The sequence below is a fragment of the Nostoc sp. UIC 10630 genome, from assembly GCF_010747425.1.
Classification (GTDB): domain Bacteria; phylum Cyanobacteriota; class Cyanobacteriia; order Cyanobacteriales; family Nostocaceae; genus Nostoc.
The window spans coordinates 1-22,045 of sequence record NZ_JAAGOG010000106.1; the positions used below are offsets into that span (position 1 = coordinate 1).

General features: G+C 43.4%; 19 protein-coding genes. 5 read left to right on the top strand and 14 right to left on the bottom strand.

Annotated elements, in window-relative coordinates; all coding sequences use genetic code 11:
• Positions 1–56: 56 nt before the first annotated feature.
• The 13 genes from G1O98_RS22355 to gvpN form a co-directional block, all read right to left on the bottom strand.
• On the bottom strand, positions 57–3,188 hold the full coding sequence (locus tag G1O98_RS22355; protein ID WP_163931982.1) for a hybrid sensor histidine kinase/response regulator: 3,132 nt from the start codon (positions 3,186–3,188) through the stop codon (positions 57–59).
• A gap of 145 nt (positions 3,189–3,333) precedes the next feature.
• Positions 3,334–8,580, bottom strand: coding sequence for a GAF domain-containing protein (locus tag G1O98_RS22360; protein ID WP_163931986.1), 5,247 nt, complete (start codon positions 8,578–8,580; stop codon positions 3,334–3,336).
• Positions 8,581–8,744: 164 nt separating this feature from the next.
• Positions 8,745–9,278 (bottom strand): chemotaxis protein CheW, encoded by a 534-nt coding sequence (locus tag G1O98_RS22365; RefSeq protein WP_163931989.1) that lies wholly within the window; start codon positions 9,276–9,278, stop codon positions 8,745–8,747.
• Positions 9,279–9,292: 14 nt separating this feature from the next.
• Positions 9,293–9,655: a response regulator gene (locus tag G1O98_RS22370; protein ID WP_069071669.1), complete on the bottom strand. Its 363-nt coding sequence runs from the start codon at positions 9,653–9,655 to the stop codon at positions 9,293–9,295.
• A gap of 199 nt (positions 9,656–9,854) precedes the next feature.
• Positions 9,855–11,186 carry a response regulator gene (locus G1O98_RS22375; protein WP_163931992.1) on the bottom strand — a complete coding sequence of 444 codons (1,332 nt, stop codon included), beginning with the start codon at positions 11,184–11,186 and terminating at the stop codon, positions 9,855–9,857.
• 452 nt (positions 11,187–11,638) lie between these two features.
• Positions 11,639–12,337 (bottom strand): gas vesicle protein GvpC, encoded by a 699-nt coding sequence (locus G1O98_RS22380; protein ID WP_163931995.1) that lies wholly within the window; start codon positions 12,335–12,337, stop codon positions 11,639–11,641.
• Between the two features lie 75 nt (positions 12,338–12,412).
• Positions 12,413–12,634, bottom strand: coding sequence for a gas vesicle structural protein GvpA (gene gvpA, locus G1O98_RS22385; protein WP_163931998.1), 222 nt, complete (start codon positions 12,632–12,634; stop codon positions 12,413–12,415).
• Positions 12,635–12,874: 240 nt separating this feature from the next.
• Positions 12,875–13,564, bottom strand: a complete 690-nt coding sequence (locus G1O98_RS22390; protein WP_163932001.1) for a GvpL/GvpF family gas vesicle protein — start codon at positions 13,562–13,564, stop codon at positions 12,875–12,877.
• A gap of 62 nt (positions 13,565–13,626) precedes the next feature.
• Positions 13,627–15,450, bottom strand: coding sequence for an AAA family ATPase (locus G1O98_RS22395; RefSeq protein ID WP_163932004.1), 1,824 nt, complete (start codon positions 15,448–15,450; stop codon positions 13,627–13,629).
• 276 nt (positions 15,451–15,726) lie between these two features.
• Positions 15,727–16,476 (bottom strand): GvpL/GvpF family gas vesicle protein, encoded by a 750-nt coding sequence (locus tag G1O98_RS22400; RefSeq protein ID WP_163932007.1) that lies wholly within the window; start codon positions 16,474–16,476, stop codon positions 15,727–15,729.
• A gap of 36 nt (positions 16,477–16,512) precedes the next feature.
• Complete coding sequence (locus tag G1O98_RS22405) at positions 16,513–16,947, bottom strand: gas vesicle protein K (protein WP_069071675.1); 435 nt, start codon at positions 16,945–16,947, stop codon at positions 16,513–16,515.
• Positions 16,934–17,284, bottom strand: a complete 351-nt coding sequence (locus tag G1O98_RS22410; protein ID WP_163932011.1) for a gas vesicle protein — start codon at positions 17,282–17,284, stop codon at positions 16,934–16,936. Before G1O98_RS22410 ends, G1O98_RS22405 begins: the two co-directional genes overlap by 14 nt.
• Positions 17,281–18,453, bottom strand: a complete 1,173-nt coding sequence (gene gvpN / locus G1O98_RS22415) for a gas vesicle protein GvpN (protein ID WP_163932014.1) — start codon at positions 18,451–18,453, stop codon at positions 17,281–17,283. Before gvpN ends, G1O98_RS22410 begins: the two co-directional genes overlap by 4 nt.
• A 214-nt stretch (positions 18,454–18,667) precedes the next feature.
• On the opposite strand from gvpN, the gene G1O98_RS22420 reads away from it, so the two are divergent.
• From G1O98_RS22420 to G1O98_RS22440, 5 genes are all read left to right on the top strand, one after another.
• Positions 18,668–18,916 carry a gas vesicle protein GvpG gene (locus G1O98_RS22420; protein WP_163932017.1) on the top strand — a complete coding sequence of 83 codons (249 nt, stop codon included), beginning with the start codon at positions 18,668–18,670 and terminating at the stop codon, positions 18,914–18,916.
• A gap of 442 nt (positions 18,917–19,358) precedes the next feature.
• Positions 19,359–19,649 carry a DUF1778 domain-containing protein gene (locus G1O98_RS22425; protein ID WP_163932020.1) on the top strand — a complete coding sequence of 97 codons (291 nt, stop codon included), beginning with the start codon at positions 19,359–19,361 and terminating at the stop codon, positions 19,647–19,649.
• Between the two features lie 17 nt (positions 19,650–19,666).
• Positions 19,667–20,158 carry a GNAT family N-acetyltransferase gene (locus tag G1O98_RS22430; RefSeq protein WP_243458502.1) on the top strand — a complete coding sequence of 164 codons (492 nt, stop codon included), beginning with the start codon at positions 19,667–19,669 and terminating at the stop codon, positions 20,156–20,158.
• Between the two features lie 107 nt (positions 20,159–20,265).
• Positions 20,266–20,574, top strand: a complete 309-nt coding sequence (locus tag G1O98_RS22435) for a hypothetical protein (RefSeq protein ID WP_163932025.1) — start codon at positions 20,266–20,268, stop codon at positions 20,572–20,574.
• 12 nt (positions 20,575–20,586) lie between these two features.
• Positions 20,587–20,988: a hypothetical protein gene (locus tag G1O98_RS22440; RefSeq protein WP_163932027.1), complete on the top strand. Its 402-nt coding sequence runs from the start codon at positions 20,587–20,589 to the stop codon at positions 20,986–20,988.
• Between the two features lie 258 nt (positions 20,989–21,246).
• Here G1O98_RS22440 and G1O98_RS22445 read toward each other — a convergent pair whose 3' ends face one another.
• Positions 21,247–21,999, bottom strand: a complete 753-nt coding sequence (locus tag G1O98_RS22445) for an ATP-grasp domain-containing protein (protein ID WP_163932029.1) — start codon at positions 21,997–21,999, stop codon at positions 21,247–21,249.
• Between the last annotated feature and the right edge of the window lie 46 nt (positions 22,000–22,045).

The window sequence follows — 22,045 nt, forward strand, 5'->3', positions numbered from 1 at the left end:
AAGGGGAAGGGGGAAAGGTAAATTTCTTCATTCCTTTCCCCTTTACCCTTTCCCCTTTACCCATTAACCAATTCAGCGATCGCGGCTAGAAAGCTCTGTTCTGAATAGGGTTTGGTCAGGTAAGCTTTCGCCCCTAGAGCTAAAGCTAATTGGCGGTGCTTCTGGCCGCTACGAGTAGTCAGCATCACCACAGGAATCCCGGACAAACGCTCGTCTTGGCGATGGTGTTCTAAAAACTCAAATCCATTCATACGCGGCATTTCAATGTCACAAATCACTAGATCGACATCACTGTGTTGCACCAATTGAGCGATCGCCTCTCGACCATCGCCTGCTTGCAACACTTGATAATCGGCTTTCTGGAGCGTCTGCACCAAACTTTGCCTTTGTACAACTGAATCTTCTACCACTAACACCATCAGTCGGTTAGGTTGAGCAACGGCTGTATTGACTTCCATCGGCTGTTGTTGCGGTTGCGTAGTTAGCTGGGATTGCTGCCCCTCTAGAGCAAGAACAGGCTCAGGCGCGGGCAATAGTTTAGTTGTAAGACTTGATGCCGGGGAAGTCGGCATCATATCTGTCTCCCAAGTTTGCCGAACTAACTCCAACGGGTCAACGATTAGGGTAAGACTACCATTGCCCAACACGCTGTAGCCTTGGATGTAACTAGGTAAAGTTAGGACTCTGCCGAGGGATTTAATTACTAATTCCTGCTCGACTAAAATCTGATCGACTTGCAAACACAGGTATTGATGCTCTGTTTCCAACAGCAGCAGAGGTTCAACGGTGTTCCGTTGTTTGACTGGAAAAGGACTTAGGTTTAAATTGTGGTCTTGGGTGAATAAAGGATATTTGTAATCCAGCAAATTCGCAAGCGAGCGGATGGGAACTAGTTGCTGACTTTGCCCTTCTCCCCACTGCCAGAATTTTTGGCTGCCTTGCCCGTGTAAAGATTGCTGGACTTGAATCTGCTCTGGCTGCGGTAATAAAACCTGGCTAACTCCTTCAGAGAGCAAGCCATAAGTAATACCTTGAGATTGACAAACGAGCAAGCGTGCTGTTGTCAAGCTCAGGGGCAATTGCAGCATGAAGGTGGTTCCCTGCCCTGAAAACGATCGCACCACAATCGAACCTTGTAAAGCTTGCAATTGAGTGCGAACAACATCTAAGCCGATACCACGGCCTGATAACTCACCAACCTGCTTGGCGGTAGAAAAGCCTGGTTCAAATAATAAATCTGCCAGTTGGTCTTCTGAGGCGTAGGCGGCTTGTTCGGGAGTCAGCAGGTGTTTTTCTATAGCTCGTTGACGAATGGATTCCCAGTTTAAGCCTTGACCATCATCCCGTACCTCAATAGTAGTGCGGTTGCCTTGATGATAGGCTTGAATTGTAATTGTTCCGGTTTCTGGTTTACCCTGCTGGCGGCGGGTTTCTACCGGTTCAATGCCGTGATCGAAGGCATTGCGAATCATGTGCAGCAAGGGATCGTATAGCTGCTCAGAAATGGCTTTATCCACCAGTACCTTCGTACCGCCAAGCTTGAGTTCAACAGGCTTATGATAAGTTGCTACCATCTGTTGCAGCAGCCGGGGTAATCGATTCAACACTGTTCCCAGTGGAACCATTCTGGCTTGCAGCAAATCTTCCTGCGCTCCTGAAAGCAGTTGCTTGCGCTTTCCGAGACTGAAGCGAGATTGCTGAACTAAGCCATTAACAGCCTCAATCTGTTCTCCTAATTGCACCATGTCTTCTGTAAGATTTTGCAGGAGAATGTGCAACTCGCTATAGTTATCCATTTCTAAGGCATCAAAATTGGATTGTGCCTCGGTAGCAGAGATAACTCGTGGAGATCCATGTATATGTCGCTGCTTGCGTTCGGGAAGCAGCAGATGTCGATCCGACCAAGTAAAAACTTTACTAAGTTGTTGTTGACAGTACAAAAACTGTAGTAGAGTGTCTTGAGCTGCTTTGTGGATGTGGTTAGATTGCAGGTTTTGTTGGTTTTCGCTGATTAGCAATTCCCCAATTGTATGGCTGAGGCGATCGAGCTGTTCTATCGCTACTCGGATACTGGGAAGTGATGCCGATGACTGAGCCTGGAGGCTTGGTGGTGGTGGAGAGGCTGGCCGATCTGAGTCTGAGTATCGGCAGGATGTCTGTGGATCTCCGATCCAGATTGACTGTAAAATCCGCTCTATGGCAGAGGGGGCTACTACCGAATCCTGAGAAATAGGTGCTAGTACCTCCGGTGTTTTCGGTAGGGAGTTATCAGTCCGCCTCGGGAAAAACGACCAAATTGATTCCGCTTCGCTGGCACTGAGGAGGGGAGATGGCTGATTCTCAGTCGTAGTTGTTTGTATTGGTTGGGCAGCGATCGCAACTGGCTGCCCAAGCAGTTCTTGGACAGGAGTAGTGAGCATTGCCCATTCTCGCAATTGTGGAGATATCTCTCCTCCTTGAGTGCGATCGCCTGTAAGTACTGCTGCTTGAGCCGCTTTAAAATTTTCTAAAGCCGCCTGAGCGATTTGCAATACTTTATCTGGATGTGCTTTGAGCGCGTTTAGGGTCGCCTGGGCAATTTCTTCCAATCCAGATAAGCCATAAGATGCTGCTAGTTCGACAAAAAATTCGGCTTGGGAGTTGAGTGTTGTTTGAATTTGTTGCGGATCTTGGCTTTGAATGTCAGTTTCAAGCTGTTGCAAATCCTGGAGTACACTCCCGGAAAAGATTGACTCTACCACATCAAAGCCAAGTTCTTCCGAACTGGGAAGCGGAGCCTCACGACCAAAAAAGTCGCCTAGTTTATGTTGGAGTTGGGCGAAAATTGAGGCAGTGCGATCGAGTATTTCTGCCTCATTGCAGGATAAGCCCATCAAGGCAGCACTCAATGGAGTTCGCAGGCACTCATAAGCATCTAGAAGCAAAGCACCCAATTCTGGATCGATTTCTAATTCTGGAGCGTATAACGCTTGGAATACATCTTCCAAATGATGGGCAATTGTCTGAATAGTTTCTTGCCCAACACTGGCAGCACTCCCTTTGATAGTATGGGCGCTTCGCATCAAGGCATGAACTTTTTCTATTGTTTTTTCATCAAGTAGACCGATCAGATTCTGCTCAATGGTTTGCAATAACTCTGCCGCTTCCGCAAGAAAAGCCTGCTCTTGATTACTGGGATCGGGGTTCATAATACGCTTGGTGTCAAGGAGATTTATCTGTTAAGGCAGGGGGAGCAGGGGAGGCAGGGGAGCAGAGGAGAGTTGTTTCTCCCCTGCCCCTCTGCCCCTCTGCCCCTCTGCCTTATCCTGAGAACAAATATTCACCACGACTTACTTAGTCAACTTTGAACTGGCTAACGCTGGTTTCCAGTTGTTGTGAAGTCATCCGTAGTTCCTCAAAAGACTCGGAAATGTGGATGGCACTTTCTGAAGTCTTGCGGGCGATCGCCGAAACATCCATCATCGCCTCTGTCAACATCTGGGATTGCTGACTTTGATGGGAAACTGCTTGGGTAATTCCTTGTACCAGTCCACCAATTTCGTTGGTAGCTACCACGATCGCACTTAGGGAATGACGAGTCTCATCGATCAAGTTCGAGCCTTGAACAACTTGGCTAATCCCGATTTCCATTGCTTCGGTAACTTCGTTGGTGCCAGCTTGAATTTCTTGCACGAGTCGCTCAATTTCTGTGGTGGCACTAGCGGACTGATAAGCCAGGGAACGAACTTCATCTGCAACCACCGCAAAGCCTTTGCCATACTCTCCGGCACGGGTAGCCTCGATGGCAGCATTGAGTGCCAGCAAATTGGTTTGAGTGGCAAAGTTTTCAATCAGACTCACTACTTTCGAGATTTTCTGAGAAGCTTCACCAAGGCGTTTAATCTTCTTCGCTGTTTCCGACACGGTTTCCCGAATCTCCAAAATGCCATCTACGGTTCTTTCCATCAGGGAATCACCAGCTTGGACGGTGTTATTAGCTCTTTGCACCGCCTGTCCGACTTTTTGAGCATCAGCAGCGACTATCTGGGTGGAAGTTACCATCATTTGTAATTGTTCCAGAGCATGTTCGAGCCGTTCTGCTTGCTGTTGAGCTTGGTCAGATAGTTTTACTACTGAGGTAGTGTTATTACTGGAATTTTCACTCACCTTGCCAGCAGCAATCTGCACTTGTCGCACTAAATCTCGCAAACTTTGGATCGTAGTGTTGTAACCATCGGCGATCGTCCCAATTTCATCTTCAGATAGGGGCGCTCGAACGGTAAGATCGCCTCTGAAGGATGGTTCCAAAGCCATGAGAACGCGTATTGCTCCTTGTTGGAGTTTTTCGCGGGCGGTGCGTTCGCGCTCTGCTGCTTCTGCTAGTTGCTGCTCTTGAATACGCACCTGTGTTAGGTAGTCTGCAAGATTGAGGGCAAGACCAATCTGGACACTGGCTTGGTTGAGAACATCCTCCTCGGATTGCTCCCACTGGCGCGATGCGCTATTTTGATAAACTCCCATCAACCCCCAGAGCCGATTTTCTTGAAAAATCGGAGAAATCATGTAGGCTTTAGTTCCCCACAGTTCTAACAATTGGATGTGACATTCGTCATGACCGACAGTATATATATTGTCAACCCGCAAACTTTCTTTGCGGGCATAACGCCCTCCTTGGTTGTACTGGAGATAGGTATCTCTAACTCTGGCAAGGCTAGTTCCCACAAGCTTAGGCCAATCTCCATTCACAGACTCAACGACAAATTCTCCAGACCAATCAGGCTCAAAACGATAAACTCCAACTCGATCTACTTTCAGCAGTTGACGAAGTTCGTGGGTGGCAAACTGGACAAATTCCAGAACATTACTATGACTTTGAGCCATCTCTGTTAACCGACTTGGCAGGCGATAAGAAAATCGGGCGTTTGCTACTTCCCGTTCTGCCAGTTTGATCAGTTCTTCATTCTTGGTTAAGGTTTGTTGTAAGTATTGCGATTGCTGGACGGCAACCCCAAACTGCGTGCCGATTTTCGTTACCAAGTTGACTTCATTATCTTGCCATTGCCGCGACCCGCTATTTTGGTAAGCTCCTAACAAACCCCAGAGCTTGTTTCCGGCAATAATCGGGGTGATGATATAGGCTCTAATCTGGAATTGCTCTAGAATTTTCAAGTGGCACTGGGCATGACCAGCAGTGTAAACGTCATTGATTACAAATGTCTCGTTGTTGCGATAGCGTCCACCTTGGGTTTGTTGTAGGTGTTCGTCTTCCCATATAGTCCTGATATCGGGGCCAACCAAAGCCACCCATTCCCGACTTACGGATTCGGCAATAAACTCCCCACCCCAATCTGGATTGAAGCGATACACGGCTAGACGATCGCATTCCAAATGCGATCGCAATTCTGGTAAGGCATTGCGGAAAATCGTATCTAGCTCTTGAACTTGGCGGATTTTTTCTGCCAGCCGTGTCAATGCTCGTTCCCCTTCTGCGGTTCGCGCTAACTCTGCATTCTTCTTCTTGAGCTGTTCGATATACCTAACCTGTTGCAAGCCTATACCCATTTGCACAGCTACTTTTCGCAACAGTTGCACATCCTTGGATTTCCACTGCCGAGGGCCAGTATTTTGGTATGCTCCTAAAAAGCCCCAAAGTTTGTTTCCAACAAAGATCGGAGCGATCGCGTAAGCTTTGGCCTGGATTTTTTCTAATATCTCTAGGTAGCACTGAACGTGACCGACAGTGTAAATATCATTGACAACAAAGGTTTCATGATTGCGATAGCGTCCGCCCTGAGTTTCTTGTAAGTGATCGTCCATCCACATCGTTTTGATGTCGGAACTAGCTAAAGACAGCCATTGATCTTTTACGGATTCGGCAATAAATTCCACACTCCAGTCGGGATGAAAGCGAAATACTGCTAGGCGATCGCACTGTAGTTGTTTGCGTAAACTTGGCAGCACATTCAGGAAAATTGTATCTGCCTCTTGAGCTTGGCGAATTTTTTCCACCATCCCTGTCAGCACCTGTTCCTCTTCTGCTGCCCGCGCCAACTCTGCATTCTTCGTTTTCAGTTCTCCGATGTACTCGGCTTGCTGCACGCTTAAACCCAACTGAATACCCAATTTGGTCAGCAATCGCACCTCCTCGGAATTCCACTGGCGCGGACCGCTATTTTGGTAAGCTCCTAACAAACCCCAAAGTTTGTTTCCAGCGAAAATAGGGGCGATGGTGTAGGCTTTAGCCTGGAACTGCTCTAATAGGTCGATGTGGCACTGGGCATGGCCAACAGTATAGATATCATTGACGGTAAAAGTTTCATTGTTGCGATAGCGCCCGCCTTCGGTTTGCTGTAGGTGTTCGTCTTCCCATACGGTCTTGATATCGGGACCAACCAAAGGCACCCAGTCACTTCCGACAGATTCAGCAATAAATTCACCACTCCAGTCAGAGTTGAAGCGATAGATTGCTAGGCGATCGCATTTGAACAACTGCCGCAATTCTGCCAAGGTAGTGCGGTAAATTGTTTCTGGGTGTTGGGAATGAAGCATTCTCTCCGTCATTCGGGCGATCGCGTGTTCTACTTCAGCTACTTGTGTCATTTCGATATTTTTTAATCGTAGCTGTTCGATATATTCAGCTTGCTGGAGGGCAATGCTCAACGGTTCGCCGATCTGCAACAAAGCACCGATTTCTTCCTCAGTCCATTTCCGAACATCAGAATTCTGATAGGCTGCTAACAAACCCCAAAGATTACCAGCGCGGAAGATGGGAACAATGATGTACGCTTTGGCTTGGAACTTCTCTAATGTTTCTAAATAGCAAGGTGAAAAACCAGCAGCATAAATATCGTTGACTTTACGAAAGCGCGTTCCTTTGGTGTACACTCCACCCTGGGTTTCCTTCAGATAGGTATCGGCATCAGGTTTAACAGGGGAGCCATAGTCCTTAACATTACAACGTTCTGAAGACATCAGACCTGTTTTTAAAATGCTGTCTTGTTCCTGCATCTCCAACAGTGACGACCAACCAGCAGCCACAGATTCCGCGATCACTTCTCCACTCCAGTCTGGATGAAATTGATAAACGACAACGCGATCGCATTTTAAAAATCGCCGCAACTCTTGGGTGGTAATGCGGAAAAGGGTGCGAAGATCGGTTGCTTGCCCAATCTTTTCAATGATGCCGAAAACAGTGCGTTCTCGTTCCACAAGTTTGGCTGACTCCTCAGAGCGGTGATAAAGTTGTTGCTGATATTGCACCTGTTGAATCGCAATACTAGACAGAGTTGCAACCTGCACCATTAGGCGAACTTCACTATCTTTCCACTGACGAGGCTGAGAATTTTGATAGGCAGCGAGCAAGCCCCACAACTTTTCTCCCTGGAAGATAGCAACAATAATGTATCCTTTGGCTTGATAGGTTTCTAAAATTTTGATATAGCAGTCAGAAAAACCAGCACTGTAGATATCATTAGTGACTCGATAAATCTGTCCGCGATGGAAATTTTTGCCTTGGCTATGCTGAATGTAGCTATCTGCACTGTGCGATCGCCCTGTTGTCCCAACCAATCCTCCTTCGTCTGCAAGGTTCCTCACACTGCAATAGTTAACGTTATTGACAATTGCTGGGTTGTTTCGCTGTTCTTCTAATAGAGAAACCCACTCAGCTCCAGCAGATTCAGCGATAAATTCCCCACTCCAATCTGGCTGGAAACGATAAACTGCCACGCGATCGCATTTTAGTGACTGTCTTACTTCTTGGGTGGCAACGCGAAAGATGGTATCCAAATCTTTGGACTGGAGAATTTTATTCGCTACACCGACCAGGATTTGGTCTTTTTCTACTTCTTGTTGCAACGTAGCCTGAATCACGGCAACTTGCAGTTGCGCTTCTAATTCCTGCTCGATTAATTTTAGTAACTGAATTTCAGCATTCTGCCACTGGCGAGCAGCTGTGCATTGCTGTACTACCAACAAACCCCAAACCCCATCTTTTGCTAAGATCGGCAAACTCAAACAAGCTCTTACCTGAAACCGCTCCATTAACTGCTTTTGGTAAGGAGACAAGCCAGCAGTGTAGGTATCCGCGATCGCAACTAATTTTTCTTGTTGGTAAAGCTTGGCAGAACCTAACCCAAAAGTGACGGCGGGCAGTTTTTCCTTCAGCATTGGCGTAAAGCCATCCCTCATCGCCTCCGCAGCAACTATCCCCAGCGTCGGATTCGTAAACTCATACAGCACCACACGATCGGCTTGCAGGGCGCTTTGTATCTCCATGACAGCAGTAGCCAGCAATGTATCTAGATCGGAAAATTGGCGGATTTTGCTAGCGATCGCCTGTACTTGCTCTACCTCTAATCCATCTCCTCCGTCTTGATATGGCAACACACTTAGCAGTTCTTTTAACTTGCGAATTCTCTCTCGCAATGGCCCTGTTTCCACCCAATCAGCTTGATCCAGTTCTGTTCGCAATTCTTCTAGAGCGGAGGTGATTTGCTGTTTTGCTGGTGCATCAACGGTATGCCCGTTATCGGTTTCCTTATAACCGTTGCTGGGATTTGAGTGAGGTTGGCTCGGTCTAAGATTGTGTTGCGCTACCATGATCTTTCTTGCTATGAAGGTTGTCGGAGTTAATAAGTAGACTTCTTGCAGAAGTCGGGAAAAGGGTAAGGGGGAAAGGGTAAAGGGATAAGAAAAAACCCTTGCCCTTTTACCTTTACCCTTTCCCCCAAGAGTGCAAAACTATTTTTGCAAGAGGTCTAGTGTTAAAGAGGCTGAAGGGCTTGAATCACAACATGGGTGTCAAGTAACATCAAAGGGCTACCTTGAGAATCCACAAAGTAACCCTGTAAGAACGAGCCTAGTCGGCCAGGTAACATCGATGTCGAAATCGCTAACCGCTCTTGGGGATCGTGAACTTCAATAGTATTGACTTGCTCCACCAACAGCCCGACGGTTTGATTCTGGACTTGAACAAGCATCGCCATGCCAGAGTTACGCACACTTTCTCGCCGACACCAGTGTGTTGCTCCCAACAAAGCTGCTAAATCAAGAATCCAGATCGCTTCTCCCCGCCAATTCATGATGCCTAACAAGAATTCTGCTACTTGCGGTACTGGCAAAATCTCGGTCAGCGCAACCTGAATTACTCCCCGTAAATCAGCTAATGGGAGTAACCCATTTACCTTTCCATTCAACGGAAATCTTAAAAACCTCTGGTTGTTTCCTTGAGGAGAGTTTTCAAGTCGAAATTGGCTATTTATGGGTAGCTCTCTAAAGCTATCATTGCCCTGTACCATTGCCCTAGTTTCCTTTAGCGAATAAATTTATTAACAGTCTGGAGCAAGGTATTTTCATCTACAGGTTTGACTAAATAGCCATCGGCACCACTCATATTGCCCCAAGTTCTATCAACATCTGTGTTTTTAGTTGAGCAAATCACTACCGGGATTCCTTTTGTTGTCGGATCGGCTTTCAACTTGCGGCAGAACTCAAATCCACTTTGACCTGGCAAAATCAAATCCAGTAAAATCAAATCAGGTTTTTGTTGTTTCAACCTGAGTTGAGCCTCTTCACCACTGCGAACTTCATAAACTGAATATCCTCCTTGTTCTAGGTAACGTGTCATCTTTTCGGATTCTGTGAGGCTATCTTCAACTAAAAGAACTTTTTTCATTTTTTCCTAACTATTTAATTTAGAATTTGACAAATTATTGCGACAAATGAATTAACAAGAGAGTAAAAGGCAGGAGGCAGGAGGCAGGAGGCAGAAAGAAGGTTTAATAATTTTCATACTTGGTTGTGCCAAAACTGGGTATGAATAGCTGTTTTGAAAATGGATGTAGGAGAGCCACTGGCATGACTACCGCTTCAACCTAAACACTTAAATACTTGTGAAGTACATTGAGTACTTTGTCTGCTTCTACAGGTTTACCCAAAAAGTCAGTTGCTCCTACTAATTTTGCTCGCATCCGATCTACTATTCCATCTTTCCCCGTTAAGATGACAACCGGCACATTTTTGAGACTTGGAGTTTTACGGATTTGAGAACAAATTTCATAGCCATTTACTTTTGGCATCAAAAGATCCAAAAAAATGAAGTCTGGCTTGCTTTTAATTAGATTTAAAACTGCCGTCAAGGAATCTTGAATGCCAACAAAGCGATAACCTTGATGGGTGAGAATTTCCTCCAAACTGCGACAGATCATTGGACTATCATCCACACAGGCTACTAAAGGTCTTGAGACATCAATAATTGCTTTACTAGCTGCTGGGAGACCAACTTGTAAAATAGTCTTCTCTTCTGTCTTCAGTGAAGAATTGGAATTATTAACTGCACTGGACGGAGTGAAAACTTCTTTACTAGTCGCTGGGGGAGCAACTTTGTTGAAATTGGGCGCAACTTGTAAAACAGTGTCCTCTTCTGTCTTTAGTGAAGAATTGGAATTATTAACTGCACTGGACGGGTTGCCAGTTTCTTTACTAATCCCAACCTGCCTGAGCTTTGGGGTGGGTGAAAAAACGATCGCCCCTGTTTTTACCAATGTCATCAATAACCGAGTCAAAGCTAAGACATCCCGACCGCTTTTTTGCCCTAAACCTCGTAAAGTTTTTGTTCCATCAACTAGAGCAATAATCTGTTTAGAGGATGCTTGTCCTTGAAGTAGCTCAATTTTTTGAATTATCGGAAATAAATTGGGCGAGTAGGTTGCCAGTCCTGCATCTCGCCATTCTTGCCAGGCTTGTGTAGCCCGTTTCAAAACTTCCTCTGTTGGTATTACAGCTAGGAGAACCCCTGGAACTTCACCAACAACGGTAGTATGTGACAACTGCCCTGCTGGATTGTCGCTATTTCTTTTGGCTTCAATGTACTGCATTATATCAAACAGGACTTCAGCTATTGAGCTTGCAATCAAGCTCACAAGTTGTTGTTGTTCGATTAATTTTTGTTCTCGTAACTTAGCAAGAATGGAATACTCGCGATAATTTTCTTGGGGAGAAACAAGCTGCTCCAACTGTGTCACATCCACATTAGAACAGTACCGCAACAAGTGTCGTCGCCATCGCTCATCGGCATTAGAACCGCCAGCCTGCCAAATTAATCGTCCTAAACGAAAATATAGCGTCCAAGTCGGCCCATCCCTTGCTTCAAGATTCAGCCTGCCTGTAAATAATTTAATTTGAAGTTGCTCGATCAATTGATTCACAATGGATCGCACCTCCTTATATATCTTGAGTTTTGGATTTACATTAAAATTGCTCAAACAATCCAGTTTACTAACTTCATCGTGCGATCGCCAATAGCACAGTTAAAAACCTTGATTGAGCTACCCCAGCTTGTTATATCCCTTTGCAACCGGATATTTTTAAAGTTCAAAGCCGGAAGCTTGAACAAAGATTTAAGCTCTTTTTCTAATTATTAATAGGTTAACTAATTATTAATAGGTTAACTTGTTGCCATGTTACATCTACTGAGCAAATTGCTTGTACAAATGTAGTTGCAATACAGACGGGAAAAAGATGGAAATGTTGAATACTACAAAGCATAGACCAGCTTTAATGCTTATCGATTTTGTACTCTGCTGCTTAAGGCGAGAGAGACAAGCGATCGCCCAACAGCTAGTCTGCAAATACAAAAAATGAGCTTGAATTAAGTTTGTCAAGAAATTGCTTGTTGTCGAATAAAGTATTGGCGATCGCGTTGTTCCAGTACCCCTTGCTTGATCAAGGAGCGCAGGATATCTATCGTTTGCACCCGGCTTAAGCCGATCACCTCTTCAATTTCTATTAGAGTAGCTCCTTCAGCTTGCTGAATGTATTGCTGCACTTTAGATTTAGCAGTATCCGCATTCAAGACAGGCACTTTCTTAGCTATGGTATTGACGGAAGTACGAAAACCAGTGGCTTTAATTGCAGAACGGGAGATTGACCATTTTGGAACTGTTACAACTGATTTCTCTTCTTTAACAGGAGTTGGGGGAACTGGTTGTTCGGGACTGTAATCGTCCCAAACACTGTTATGTAAGATTGCCCGGAAATTTTGCAAGTTTTGGAATAATGCCTGAGCCTTTGCTGAACGCTGTTGGCGGTATTCTTGTTGGCGTTGCGAGACATCTGTTTTTATTTGCAATATTTCCAATTGCCGCTCTAGAATCTCTTGCTGAAATTGCTGCTGTTGTAACTTTCTGTTGTTGTCAAGGCTGGTAACAAAACTGCTCAATTCTTGATGAAGCAAATCTGCTTGCAGCTGCAATTCTTTTTGAGTTAGCTGTTTCCACTGGTTAACTTTTTGACGGCGTTCAGCAGTTATTTGCAATCGCTGCAATCGCTCTTGTTCCCATAAATTCTTGAGAGCCATCAGCTGAAATCTCCTATTTTGTTAACTAGAAATATTAAATAGGAGCCATGAAGACTCCCTTTTTATAATCTGGTGTTAAGCAGCAGATGGAACAGCAGCCTGAGATGTTAAACCAACTGCCTCGGCATATCTTAAGTAAGTTTCAACTGAAGCAATTACAATCCGAGCTTCTATTGATAGCAGTTCAATACCAACTAAAGAAACACGTACCCAAGCATCAACTACAATTCCTTTGTCCAAAATGCGGTCAATAACTTCAGCCAGACTTGAAGATGAGTTAACTTTTTCAACAGCCATTTTATTTTGCTCTCACAACTCTAATTATTGATTTAATTCTGCTCTGATTGAGCAGTAGGTAAAACTTACACAATGTGTTTTATTCTTCCTGAGTTTAGTGTTCCCAAAAATATAAGATAAATATAAGAAAATAAAAAAATATTAAAAAGTTAACAATATTTTTTTTAGACAAAAATTCAAGAAAAAATCATCTCATCTTTATTTTTTCTGGAAAAGTTATAAATATTATTTTTTATGAATTTATATGAGAGTGTTTTTGAGAAAATGATAAGGTGGCAGAGGTTCGCTGAGTGCTAATTGCCAGTGCGAGCATTGTACTTGCCAGAGGGAAAACTGCTGCGTACTGACCGTTGAATCGTTGCGCTGTGCCAAAAAGTGGATTTGCCGCACATCTGACTGTCGAGTTTCACAGATAACATTTGTATATGTTTTGAGAATTAACTGGTTCAAGAGTTCCCACTGTTCGCATTGTTGTGCTTGAAATGCTTGCTGTGTTTGGTAGCGTTGTTTCTTAGCTAATAAATAGGCTTTTCCCTTGGCATCAATATTGTCAGAATCGTCAAGTAAATCACAGGGTGTCAATTTTAAAGTGTACTCAACTTTGTCTGCTAGCTGAGTTAGGGCTTCTAGATATTGCTCTTGGTGCTTTTCTAGATGATTCAGCAGTTTTTCTTGCGAGGTAAAACCCCTCCCAAAGCGCAGGGGAAGAAGGGGAGTTTGTTGAAAAAGTTCTCGAATTACGCGATCGTGGTTTAATACAGCTTGAAGTAAACGCTCATCCGTTGCCTGTATTGCCTCCAGTGAGATTTCCGGCTCTACGATCGCACCTAAACCAGAAGAGTAAACTAGTTCAATATTCCTTTCCATCCCTAAAGGTAGAACAAGCGGTGATGCGATCGGGACTAGAAGAGCATAAACATATATTGACATAAGTATAACGGCGTAAATATTTGTAGTTGGGATGAGGCAGGAGTCTTCCTGCCTTCTGCCCTCTATTCAGATTGATGCTGATTAGCAAGCATTTGGTATGTAACCTGGAAATCATCATTTGTAATCTGAATCAAGCTGGAGTCAGTCAATCCTTGGGCGCGGTATCGACGAATGGCGCTTAAGGCAGCTTGATTGCTTAACAAAGCCAAGTCTGCCCCATTCCAACCCTCGGTAACTGTCGCCCAGGTTTCTAAATCGACATCAACGAAGGGACGATCTAGATTGTGAACTCCTAAAATCGCTAATCGGCTGGCTCGATCTGGCAGATCGATTTTTATCTGTAAGTCCAATCTTCCCGCTCTGAGCAAGGCAGGATCGAGCGCTTCTGGACGATTGGTTGCTCCTACTAACAGTACTTTCGGGCATTCATGCAACCCATCGAGTTCGGTGAGCAGTTGACCGACAACGCGATCGCTAACTCCAGAATCACCAGTGAATCGTCCCCGTGCTGGTGCCAGGGTATCAATTTCATCTATAAACACAACGCAAGGAGCTGCTTGCCGAGCTTTGCGAAAGAGTTCTCTGACTGCTTGTTCTGCTGCACCTACCCATCGGCTAAGTAATTCCGGGCCATTCACAGCAATAAAATTGGCTCTAGCCTGGGAAGCGATCGCTTTTGCCAGTAATGTTTTTCCCGTTCCCGGCGGTCCCCACAACAGAATCCCACGCGGAGGCTTGGCTTTGGTTTGCTCGTATAGTTCGGGATAAAGAAGTGCGCCCTCTACAGATTCTTGAAGTTTTTGTTTAACATCATCCAATCCACCAATGTCATCCCAACTGACACTTGGTACTTCAACTGCTACATCCCTGAGAACTGAGGGTTTTATCTCCTTAATTGCTTCGAGAAAATCCTGCTGTACGATAGTCATGTTCTCAGGAACGGGACTGTTGAGCGAGGGGACTTGACGACGAAGGGCAATGTAGGCTGCTTTTTGACAAAGAGCTTTGATATCGGCTCCGACAAAACCGACAGCCAAATCGGCGATCGCTCCTAAATTAACCGAAGTCTCCAAGGGCATGGCATTTGTCAAAATCGTCAGAATTTCCAATCGTCCATTGCGATCGGGAACCCGAAACTGAACTTCGCGATCAAAGCGTCCCGGACGACGCAGTGCCGGATCGAGATAATCGGGACGATTTGTTGCCGCTAATACAAGTACGCCCTCGGTTTTGGCAAACCCATCCATTAACCCAAGCAACTGCGCCACTAGTCTTTTTTCAACTTCACCTTCCACTTGGCTGCGATCTGGGGCAAGGCTGTCAATTTCGTCAATAAATATCAAGCAGGGAGCAGAACGAGTTGCTTTCTCAAAAATACTTCGCAAACGAGCTTCTGCTTCCCCGTAATACTTGCTCATCACCTCTGGGCCATTGATGGCAATGTAGTTTAACTCTAACTCTTCTGCCAAAACACGGGCTGTTAAAGTTTTTCCCGTACCGGGCGGGCCAACGAGCAAAACTCCACTCGGAGGCTCTAACCCTAATTTCACCAATAAATCTGGACGTTTAAGTGGAATTTCGACTAACTCTCTGATTTCTTGGAGAACATCAGCCAAGCCGCCGACATCTTGCCAAGAAGTTTTTGAGTTCGTCCGATCTGATGGGGGGGTGACATCAGCATCATCCATTGGTGTAGTGCCAACGGTGGAATTGGATCTGACTCGGCTGGAATTATTTGTTCTGGGAATATTGCCTTGCCGGGGAATACTACTGAGATTATGAGAGCGAATTTGAATAGAAGTTTTTAACTCGCCTTTCTCTGCTTTTTCTTCTAAAGCTTTGGCAATTTCTAATAGGTGTTCAAATCCTTTAAATATGTCGTCCATTGATTTTACTTAGAGGTTGTTTGAAAAGTGTTTTACTGTGATTTTGGGCACTTTTAGATCCCCCCTAACCCCCCTTGTAAAGGGGGGAACCGGAATTAAAGTCCCCCTTTTTAAGGGGGATTTAGGGGGATCTATAACGTTTTGCTATCGACAAGAGGACTTTTCAAACATCCTCTTAAATAAAAGGTAGAGAAAATTTAATTTCCCAAAAAATTAAAAGTTTCAATAATTTTTCATTCTCAATTTTTATTGCTATTCAACAGAGAAAGGAATTAATCAGTTGGAAATTGTTAATCGAAGACGAGCAAAGTTATACGGGGCAGTGAAATTGTTGTAGCGAATTCGCAAACGGTCTTCAAATTGACGATCGAGTGCTTCAACGTGTTCGCTAAATTGTGATTCTGCTTCCCAAGGAATTAGGTAGGCTGAATTGTAGATCATTGTGTCCATTTGAGGAGTATTTTCTACTACTTCGATCGCAATGGAGTTGAGCGTGCCTTTAAATACATCGATGATGCCTTGTTTGCGATCGCTCATTCCCTGTTCGATGGTTTGCCCTATTTGGATTACTCGCTCCATACTCAGGGGTTGACCCACTAGTTTATCCCTTTCGGTTTTGAGATTTGGGTGTTCTGCCAATAGTCCCTGAATTTCTGCCTCGGTATCCCAAAAAACTTTGACACTAACTTCTCGACAACCCGATAACTTTGCAAGCAATTGCGTCAATTCTTCTTGATGAGGACGAATTAATTGCTCTGAAACCGTTTCCCAGCTGGAAACCAAAAGTCCAAATTGCACTGGCAGTAAATAGCGATCGCCTCCTTGCATGATCTCCTCAAGGACTTTTTCATGACTTAGCAGGTTACGACGGCTGGCCAAATAACGCTCTTGCTGTGCTTCGGAGTAGATGACTGCAAAATCATCCAAAATTTTAATTTGTACAGGTTGCCGATCTAAACCCTGTAAATTTAAGTTTTCTGGAGAAGGCAAGGTCAAAATTCCATAAATGTAAAAGCCATAACTCATAAGAATGTCTTACCAAGAAGAATGTAGATAAAAAAGTTACAGGGGTTTAGAAGTGAGTACTAGTCTTAACTTGGCATGAACTAAGCTTAACTGAGCCAGTCCCAAATCCAAGTCACCTTCAACCACCACACCCGTATTTAATAGGCGATCGAGGAGTTCTAGAATAGAAGGTTGACTAGAGGTTTCACCGGGGTAATATCCTCCAGATTGGGGAAGTAAATTTCCCATTTCACCCAAGTTAATATTTAGATCGGCTGGGTCAACATCAAATATCTCGCAAAGCTTAACAACCTGTTGTTCAAGCTGTTGCAGGCTTTCGGCAGCTCGATCTAGCTCAGAGTCGCTGAGGTTGCCAGCATCCATTCGCCGAATCACCTGAGCTTCCATGAGTTGGCGTATCAGTTCAACAACCGTCAGTAACAACGGTGCTAAACCGGAATCGGAACCTTTTGATTTGCTAATCGCCTGCATTCTGATGATTAATAGGATTGAGTGCTTTGAGCGATTGCAGTTCTGTTTCTAGACTGACAAGACGCTCTTGAAGTTGTTGATTAGTTGCTAATAAGGTGCGAGTTTGACTATTAAGATAGGGGTCGCTCTCCCACCAGTTAATTCCAATCTCTTTGGCTTTATCAACAGAAGAAATCAACAAACGAATTCGGATGTTGAGCAGTTCTGTGGAGCCTACGGAAATAGAAATATCTCCTGCGATAACAATGCCTTTATCCAGAACCCGTTCTAGAATATCTGCCAAGGTAGAACCTTGAGTTGATGTAGTGATCGCTCCCCGATTAGTATTAGTACTCATTTGTTTATTAAATGGCCAGAATCAAAAGCAACTGTCTGTGAGATGCTTGGCGGCTCGGCATTGCCCTGCATTTGTACTAATACTCCCTGCTCTCTGAGAGACTTGAGTGCAGCGACAATTTGACTGCGATCGATCCCTAGTTCTACTGCCAATTCAGAGAAACGCCTTCCTGGAGAATTACACAGGTAGTTGTAGACTTCATGCTCGTAAGGTACTCGTTGTTCCAATACAATCTGATTTTGGTTGTTTGGTATTATCTCTGACGACTGAGATTGAGTATTTATACGATGATAGAATTCACTTAAAACCTCTTCCAGTAGCCGAGTTGCTTCCATAAGAGGTTGATTCGTGCGAGAAAGCAGGATATCGGCACAAATATCTTGGAAGCTAGGATCTCCAGGGTTTACGGAAATTTCGTGTTCGTGGCAGATTTTGGCAATTATCAGACAGGAACGCAATCCACCACCCTGTCCAGAGCTAGATCGACTCCAAAACGTCCGTACTATGCGGACAATTACTTCTGCTTTCTCAGAATCTATACCTGTTTTATGAACTACAATTTCCTGCTGACTCAGTTCATCAGGTGTAGGCATATCAATGGTAATAACACGATCCATCAAAGCATCCTGAGTTGCATGAACTCCACAATACTCTTGAGGATTTGATGTTAAGATTGCCCGAAACTGAGGATGAACCCGGATATACTCGGCTCGATGTTGGTTTGTTGGTAATACTAACAACCTCTCCTCAAGTACGGAGAGTAAAACGTTATTTACCTCTGGGTGCGATCGATTAAATTCGTCGTAAACCAGCGTAAATCCTTCTTTACAAGCTAGGGTTAATCGTGCATCAACCCAGTGTTGTCGGACTTCATCCTCAACTTTGACAACGCTGTGGATGAAGTTATCAACAACCTTTTTGCGGGTATAACCTAATTGATTACCAATCAAGTCGGAGGTTTTAAACTCATCATCTCCAAATAAGAGGATGATCGGCTGGTTGAGCAAATCAGCTAGATGCATTGCCAGAGTAGTTTTTCCGACTCCGGCTGCACCACGTAAATGTATTGAAAAACCTGACTGTAGATAGCGTAAAGCACGTTGAGCGATGCGTTGAACAGCAGGGGTATTGACAAATCGTTGGGGAGATGCATTTAATACTGTTGTCAAACTCTAAGTACCTCGTAAATAGTAATGTGTCATACGAAAGTATTTTTTTTTACATTGCAAATATAAAATACAGATGTCAATTAGCCTTAACTGGACTCAAATCCAACGCATTTTGGCATCAACACAAGACTAGTAATGTTTAATATTTATGTCATCAGCATGATTACGGTCTTGAAAGGATACCTTTAATAAATCCACTCAGGTGTAAAGCAATATGGTTCTGCGCTTTTTACTATTACCGATTACCGGCCCATTAATGGGGGTAACGTGGCTTGGGGAAAAAATTTTAGAACAAGCAAGTACTGAAATTGATGATAAAGAAAATCTCAGCAAGCAACTTCTTGCACTCCAACTTGCTTTTGATATGGGAGAAATTCCTGAAGAAGAGTTTGAAATTCAGGAAGAAGCTCTTTTATTAGCGATTCTGGAAGCAGAACAGGAGGGAACAGAGTTGGAGGAATAGGGCGTTGCATAAATGCGGGATGGTTTTTCTCACGCAGAGGAGGACACTTCTGTGGGCGGGTTTCCCGACTTGTACCGCTAACGCGGAACCCGCAGGGTAGAAAGTGTCCGTCGCGCTCCAGACGCAGAGAGGATAAGGAATTTTATATTTCAATACGTACAATTTCATCCCTAGATTCAGCAACGCCAGGAAAAGAGTCATTTCCCGACATTTTCACTAACACAGGACTTACGCACAAGTCACGGAAAATCGAACCACAGAGAACGCAGAGGACACGGAGGAATAAGAGTTTGAGAGGTTTATTGCGTAAGTCCTATAACACATAAAATGTATTGACATTGTATATACAAATGTTCTATATTAGATATTAAGCATTACCGAAGTAAGCTGCAACTTTACTTCGGTAATGTTTAATCTGACACATAAACATGGAAGATACCTAATGGTTGCCCGTTCTAAAATGGATAATCTTGGTCGTAACCAAGTAATTAATATTAGAGTTCAAGAACAACAACGGGATTTAATTGACAATGCGGCTGCGATTCTTGGTAAAAGCCGTTCTGACTTTATGTTAGAGGTAGCCTGTAGAGAAGCTGAAAAAGTCATCTGTGACAAAACCTTTTTTGCATTAGATGAGGAAAAATATCAAGAATTCCTTGCTATTTTAGACTCACCACCTAAAGCGAATGAAGAAATTCATAAACTCTTAACTGCTAAATCGCCTTGGGATTGATGACAAACCAAAGGAAAATGATCAATGCTCCTCAGCCTGTTACTAAAAACCATGATGTATCAGAGTTTGAATCCAAATCAGAAGCCTTGAATAGCTGGCTGAAGGAGAGAGCTTTGAAAAATGAGGGGGATACAGCCAGAACATTTGTAGTAACAGTTGAAAATAAAGTAATAGGCTATTACTGTTTAGCAACAGCTTCTGTAACTCATTTAGCAGCTGTTAGCAAAGCTAAACGGAACGCACCAGACCCTATACCATGTATGCTTATTGGTAGGCTAGCTGTAGATACCAAATGGGAAGGACAAGGTATAGGGTCTGGTTTATTAAAAGATGCTATTAAACGCATTTTATCAGTATCTCAAATAGCTGGTGTTAGATGTATTTTGGTTCACGCTAAAGATGAAGAAGCCAAAAACTTTTATTTAAAACGTGGTTTTCAAGCATCGCCAATAGAAACATTAACGCTAATGATGACTTTAAAAGATATTCGAGCAAGCATTGTAGATTAACCTATTAACTAACGTGCGCCTCCGTTGGAGACTCACGTTAATTTTAAAAATATTGTTAGCTATTATACTTAAGTAAATTATGCTTCTACTATACAAGTATTAATTTAATGGAAGCTTTACCCGATAATTGGGCAGATATTCAACCTGATACTGTATATCTTTCAATCAGTGGTCTGCTAGTTTCATTTGGCAGTGAACAAATAAAGCTGGGATTAAAATATGATCGGAAGGGGAAACATTTAAAAGCCATTGAGAAAGGGCTTGTACCTCCTCGCGGTAATGTTGGGTTGGTGGCTTCCCAAGAATCTGGCTACGATTTGAAATCTAAAGTCTTAGGTAAAGGTGGCGACCGCCGATTTCATGCAAAATTCATTGATGGTATATTGCACTTCTCTGGTTTGGTAACAGAACATTAAACCCACATAACTATGACAAGGCTCGAATTAAAAAATCATCAAGTTTGGCAAGATTTAACTGAAATATTACAAAGTTTAGATGCTAATCTTCTTGTTCAAGAACATCTTGACCAGTGTGATTATCAAGTGCGTGGCTATTGGGATGAACAAGATGAATATTATGAGAAAATTACGTTACCTCGTACTCTCGAAGCCGAATTAGTTAGCAGTTCAATAGGCGTTACTCACGAAGAACGTTTTTTACAACTAAAGTTTTTGCTCATAGCTGATGCTGTTGATAATAGAAAAACTGCAAGTAGCAATGCTCAAAAACTTGGCGAATTGGTTCTTGTTTATGATGAAAATCTAGAATTTATTGATGAGAATTGGCTTTTAGATGTCGATTTTCCATTCCTTGTGAAGCGATCTGACTAATTTTAGGCAAATATTTTTAACCGGACGATAAGCTTCCACTCACTGGGGATAAATGGTTATTCTATCTGCTTGCTTCGACAGCGCAATCAAGGTATGCGGTCGCTCCTCATAGAAGTAAGAAGTAATTAGTCATCATGGTTTAACAGTGACTAATCATTAGATTTTCTTACTTTTTACTTACAAATTAAAGGCACATTTTAAACGCAGATTTTAAGCCTGTAGCTGTATATAAAAAGTTATTTTTAGACTGTTTACATCTTATTTGACGCTCATTAAAAGCTCTTCCCATCTTGCCACAATCATATCTGTATAGTTTTTTCTATCAATTTTGTATGCTCCAATTGCAAAACCATCATTCATTTCTACCAGAGCAGTTTCTCCAGAATCTAAAACTCCGAAATCAATTGCATATCCAGCAATTGATTCTCCTGCATTGTCTAAAGCTTGAATAGCACAGAGAACTTTTTCAATATCTAGTACAATATTGGGATTACCATCATAATGATCAATGCTTCTAATTTGTGAATGAACCACATAAATTCGATACTCGCTTACCCAAGATACAACTTCTGAACACAGCAACGGCTCTTGGCGTGAGACTCCGTAGACTTGGCACAAATCATATTCCGATTCAAAAACATAACCTGTAAAGCGTTTACGGCGTGTTGCAGGTTTAGCAAATGTTGGCGCATATCTACCTTTGCGTAATTCTATTTCTAACTGTTCTAAGGTAGATGTCCATGTCCGGCGGTGCATGAAGTTTTTCAGTGAAGCAGGATAATCATTAGGCTCAGGTTCTGGAATACCAAGCTGTTTGATTGCACCTAAAATACATGGCATATCACCAACAACTAAAGACTCATTATCAAGTGCCAGTTGTCGCCTTTGAATACGTTTCTGGGTATAAAAAGTAATTAGTATGCCTCTGGCTCTGAGTTCTTCACTAACAAGTTGCTCCTCATGTCGGAGCCGTCCATTACCTTGTTCTTGGATAAAAGCCTTAGAAATCAATGCAGTTGTAAGAATTTCAAATACTATTTACATTGTTGTCTAAAAA

Bases quoted from the DNA above. Each gene is read 5' to 3' on its own strand.
- G1O98_RS22410 (WP_163932011.1), bottom strand. From the start codon at position 17,284: ATGAGTACTAATACTAATCGGGGAGCGATCACTACATCAACTCAAGGT.
- G1O98_RS22430 (WP_243458502.1), top strand. From the start codon at position 19,667: ATGATCAATGCTCCTCAGCCTGTTACTAAAAACCATGATGTATCAGAG.
- G1O98_RS22395 (WP_163932004.1), bottom strand. From the start codon at position 15,450: ATGGACGACATATTTAAAGGATTTGAACACCTATTAGAAATTGCCAAA.
- G1O98_RS22370 (WP_069071669.1), bottom strand. From the start codon at position 9,655: ATGAAAAAAGTTCTTTTAGTTGAAGATAGCCTCACAGAATCCGAAAAG.
- G1O98_RS22355 (WP_163931982.1), bottom strand. From the start codon at position 3,188: ATGAACCCCGATCCCAGTAATCAAGAGCAGGCTTTTCTTGCGGAAGCG.
- G1O98_RS22405 (WP_069071675.1), bottom strand. From the start codon at position 16,947: ATGCAGGCGATTAGCAAATCAAAAGGTTCCGATTCCGGTTTAGCACCG.
- gvpA (WP_163931998.1), bottom strand. From the start codon at position 12,634: ATGGCTGTTGAAAAAGTTAACTCATCTTCAAGTCTGGCTGAAGTTATT.
- G1O98_RS22440 (WP_163932027.1), top strand. From the start codon at position 20,587: ATGACAAGGCTCGAATTAAAAAATCATCAAGTTTGGCAAGATTTAACT.
- G1O98_RS22365 (WP_163931989.1), bottom strand. From the start codon at position 9,278: ATGGTACAGGGCAATGATAGCTTTAGAGAGCTACCCATAAATAGCCAA.
- G1O98_RS22400 (WP_163932007.1), bottom strand. From the start codon at position 16,476: ATGAGTTATGGCTTTTACATTTATGGAATTTTGACCTTGCCTTCTCCA.
- G1O98_RS22360 (WP_163931986.1), bottom strand. From the start codon at position 8,580: ATGGTAGCGCAACACAATCTTAGACCGAGCCAACCTCACTCAAATCCC.
- G1O98_RS22420 (WP_163932017.1), top strand. From the start codon at position 18,668: ATGGTTCTGCGCTTTTTACTATTACCGATTACCGGCCCATTAATGGGG.
- G1O98_RS22390 (WP_163932001.1), bottom strand. From the start codon at position 13,564: ATGTCAATATATGTTTATGCTCTTCTAGTCCCGATCGCATCACCGCTT.
- G1O98_RS22425 (WP_163932020.1), top strand. From the start codon at position 19,359: ATGGTTGCCCGTTCTAAAATGGATAATCTTGGTCGTAACCAAGTAATT.
- G1O98_RS22435 (WP_163932025.1), top strand. From the start codon at position 20,266: ATGGAAGCTTTACCCGATAATTGGGCAGATATTCAACCTGATACTGTA.
- G1O98_RS22380 (WP_163931995.1), bottom strand. From the start codon at position 12,337: ATGGCTCTCAAGAATTTATGGGAACAAGAGCGATTGCAGCGATTGCAA.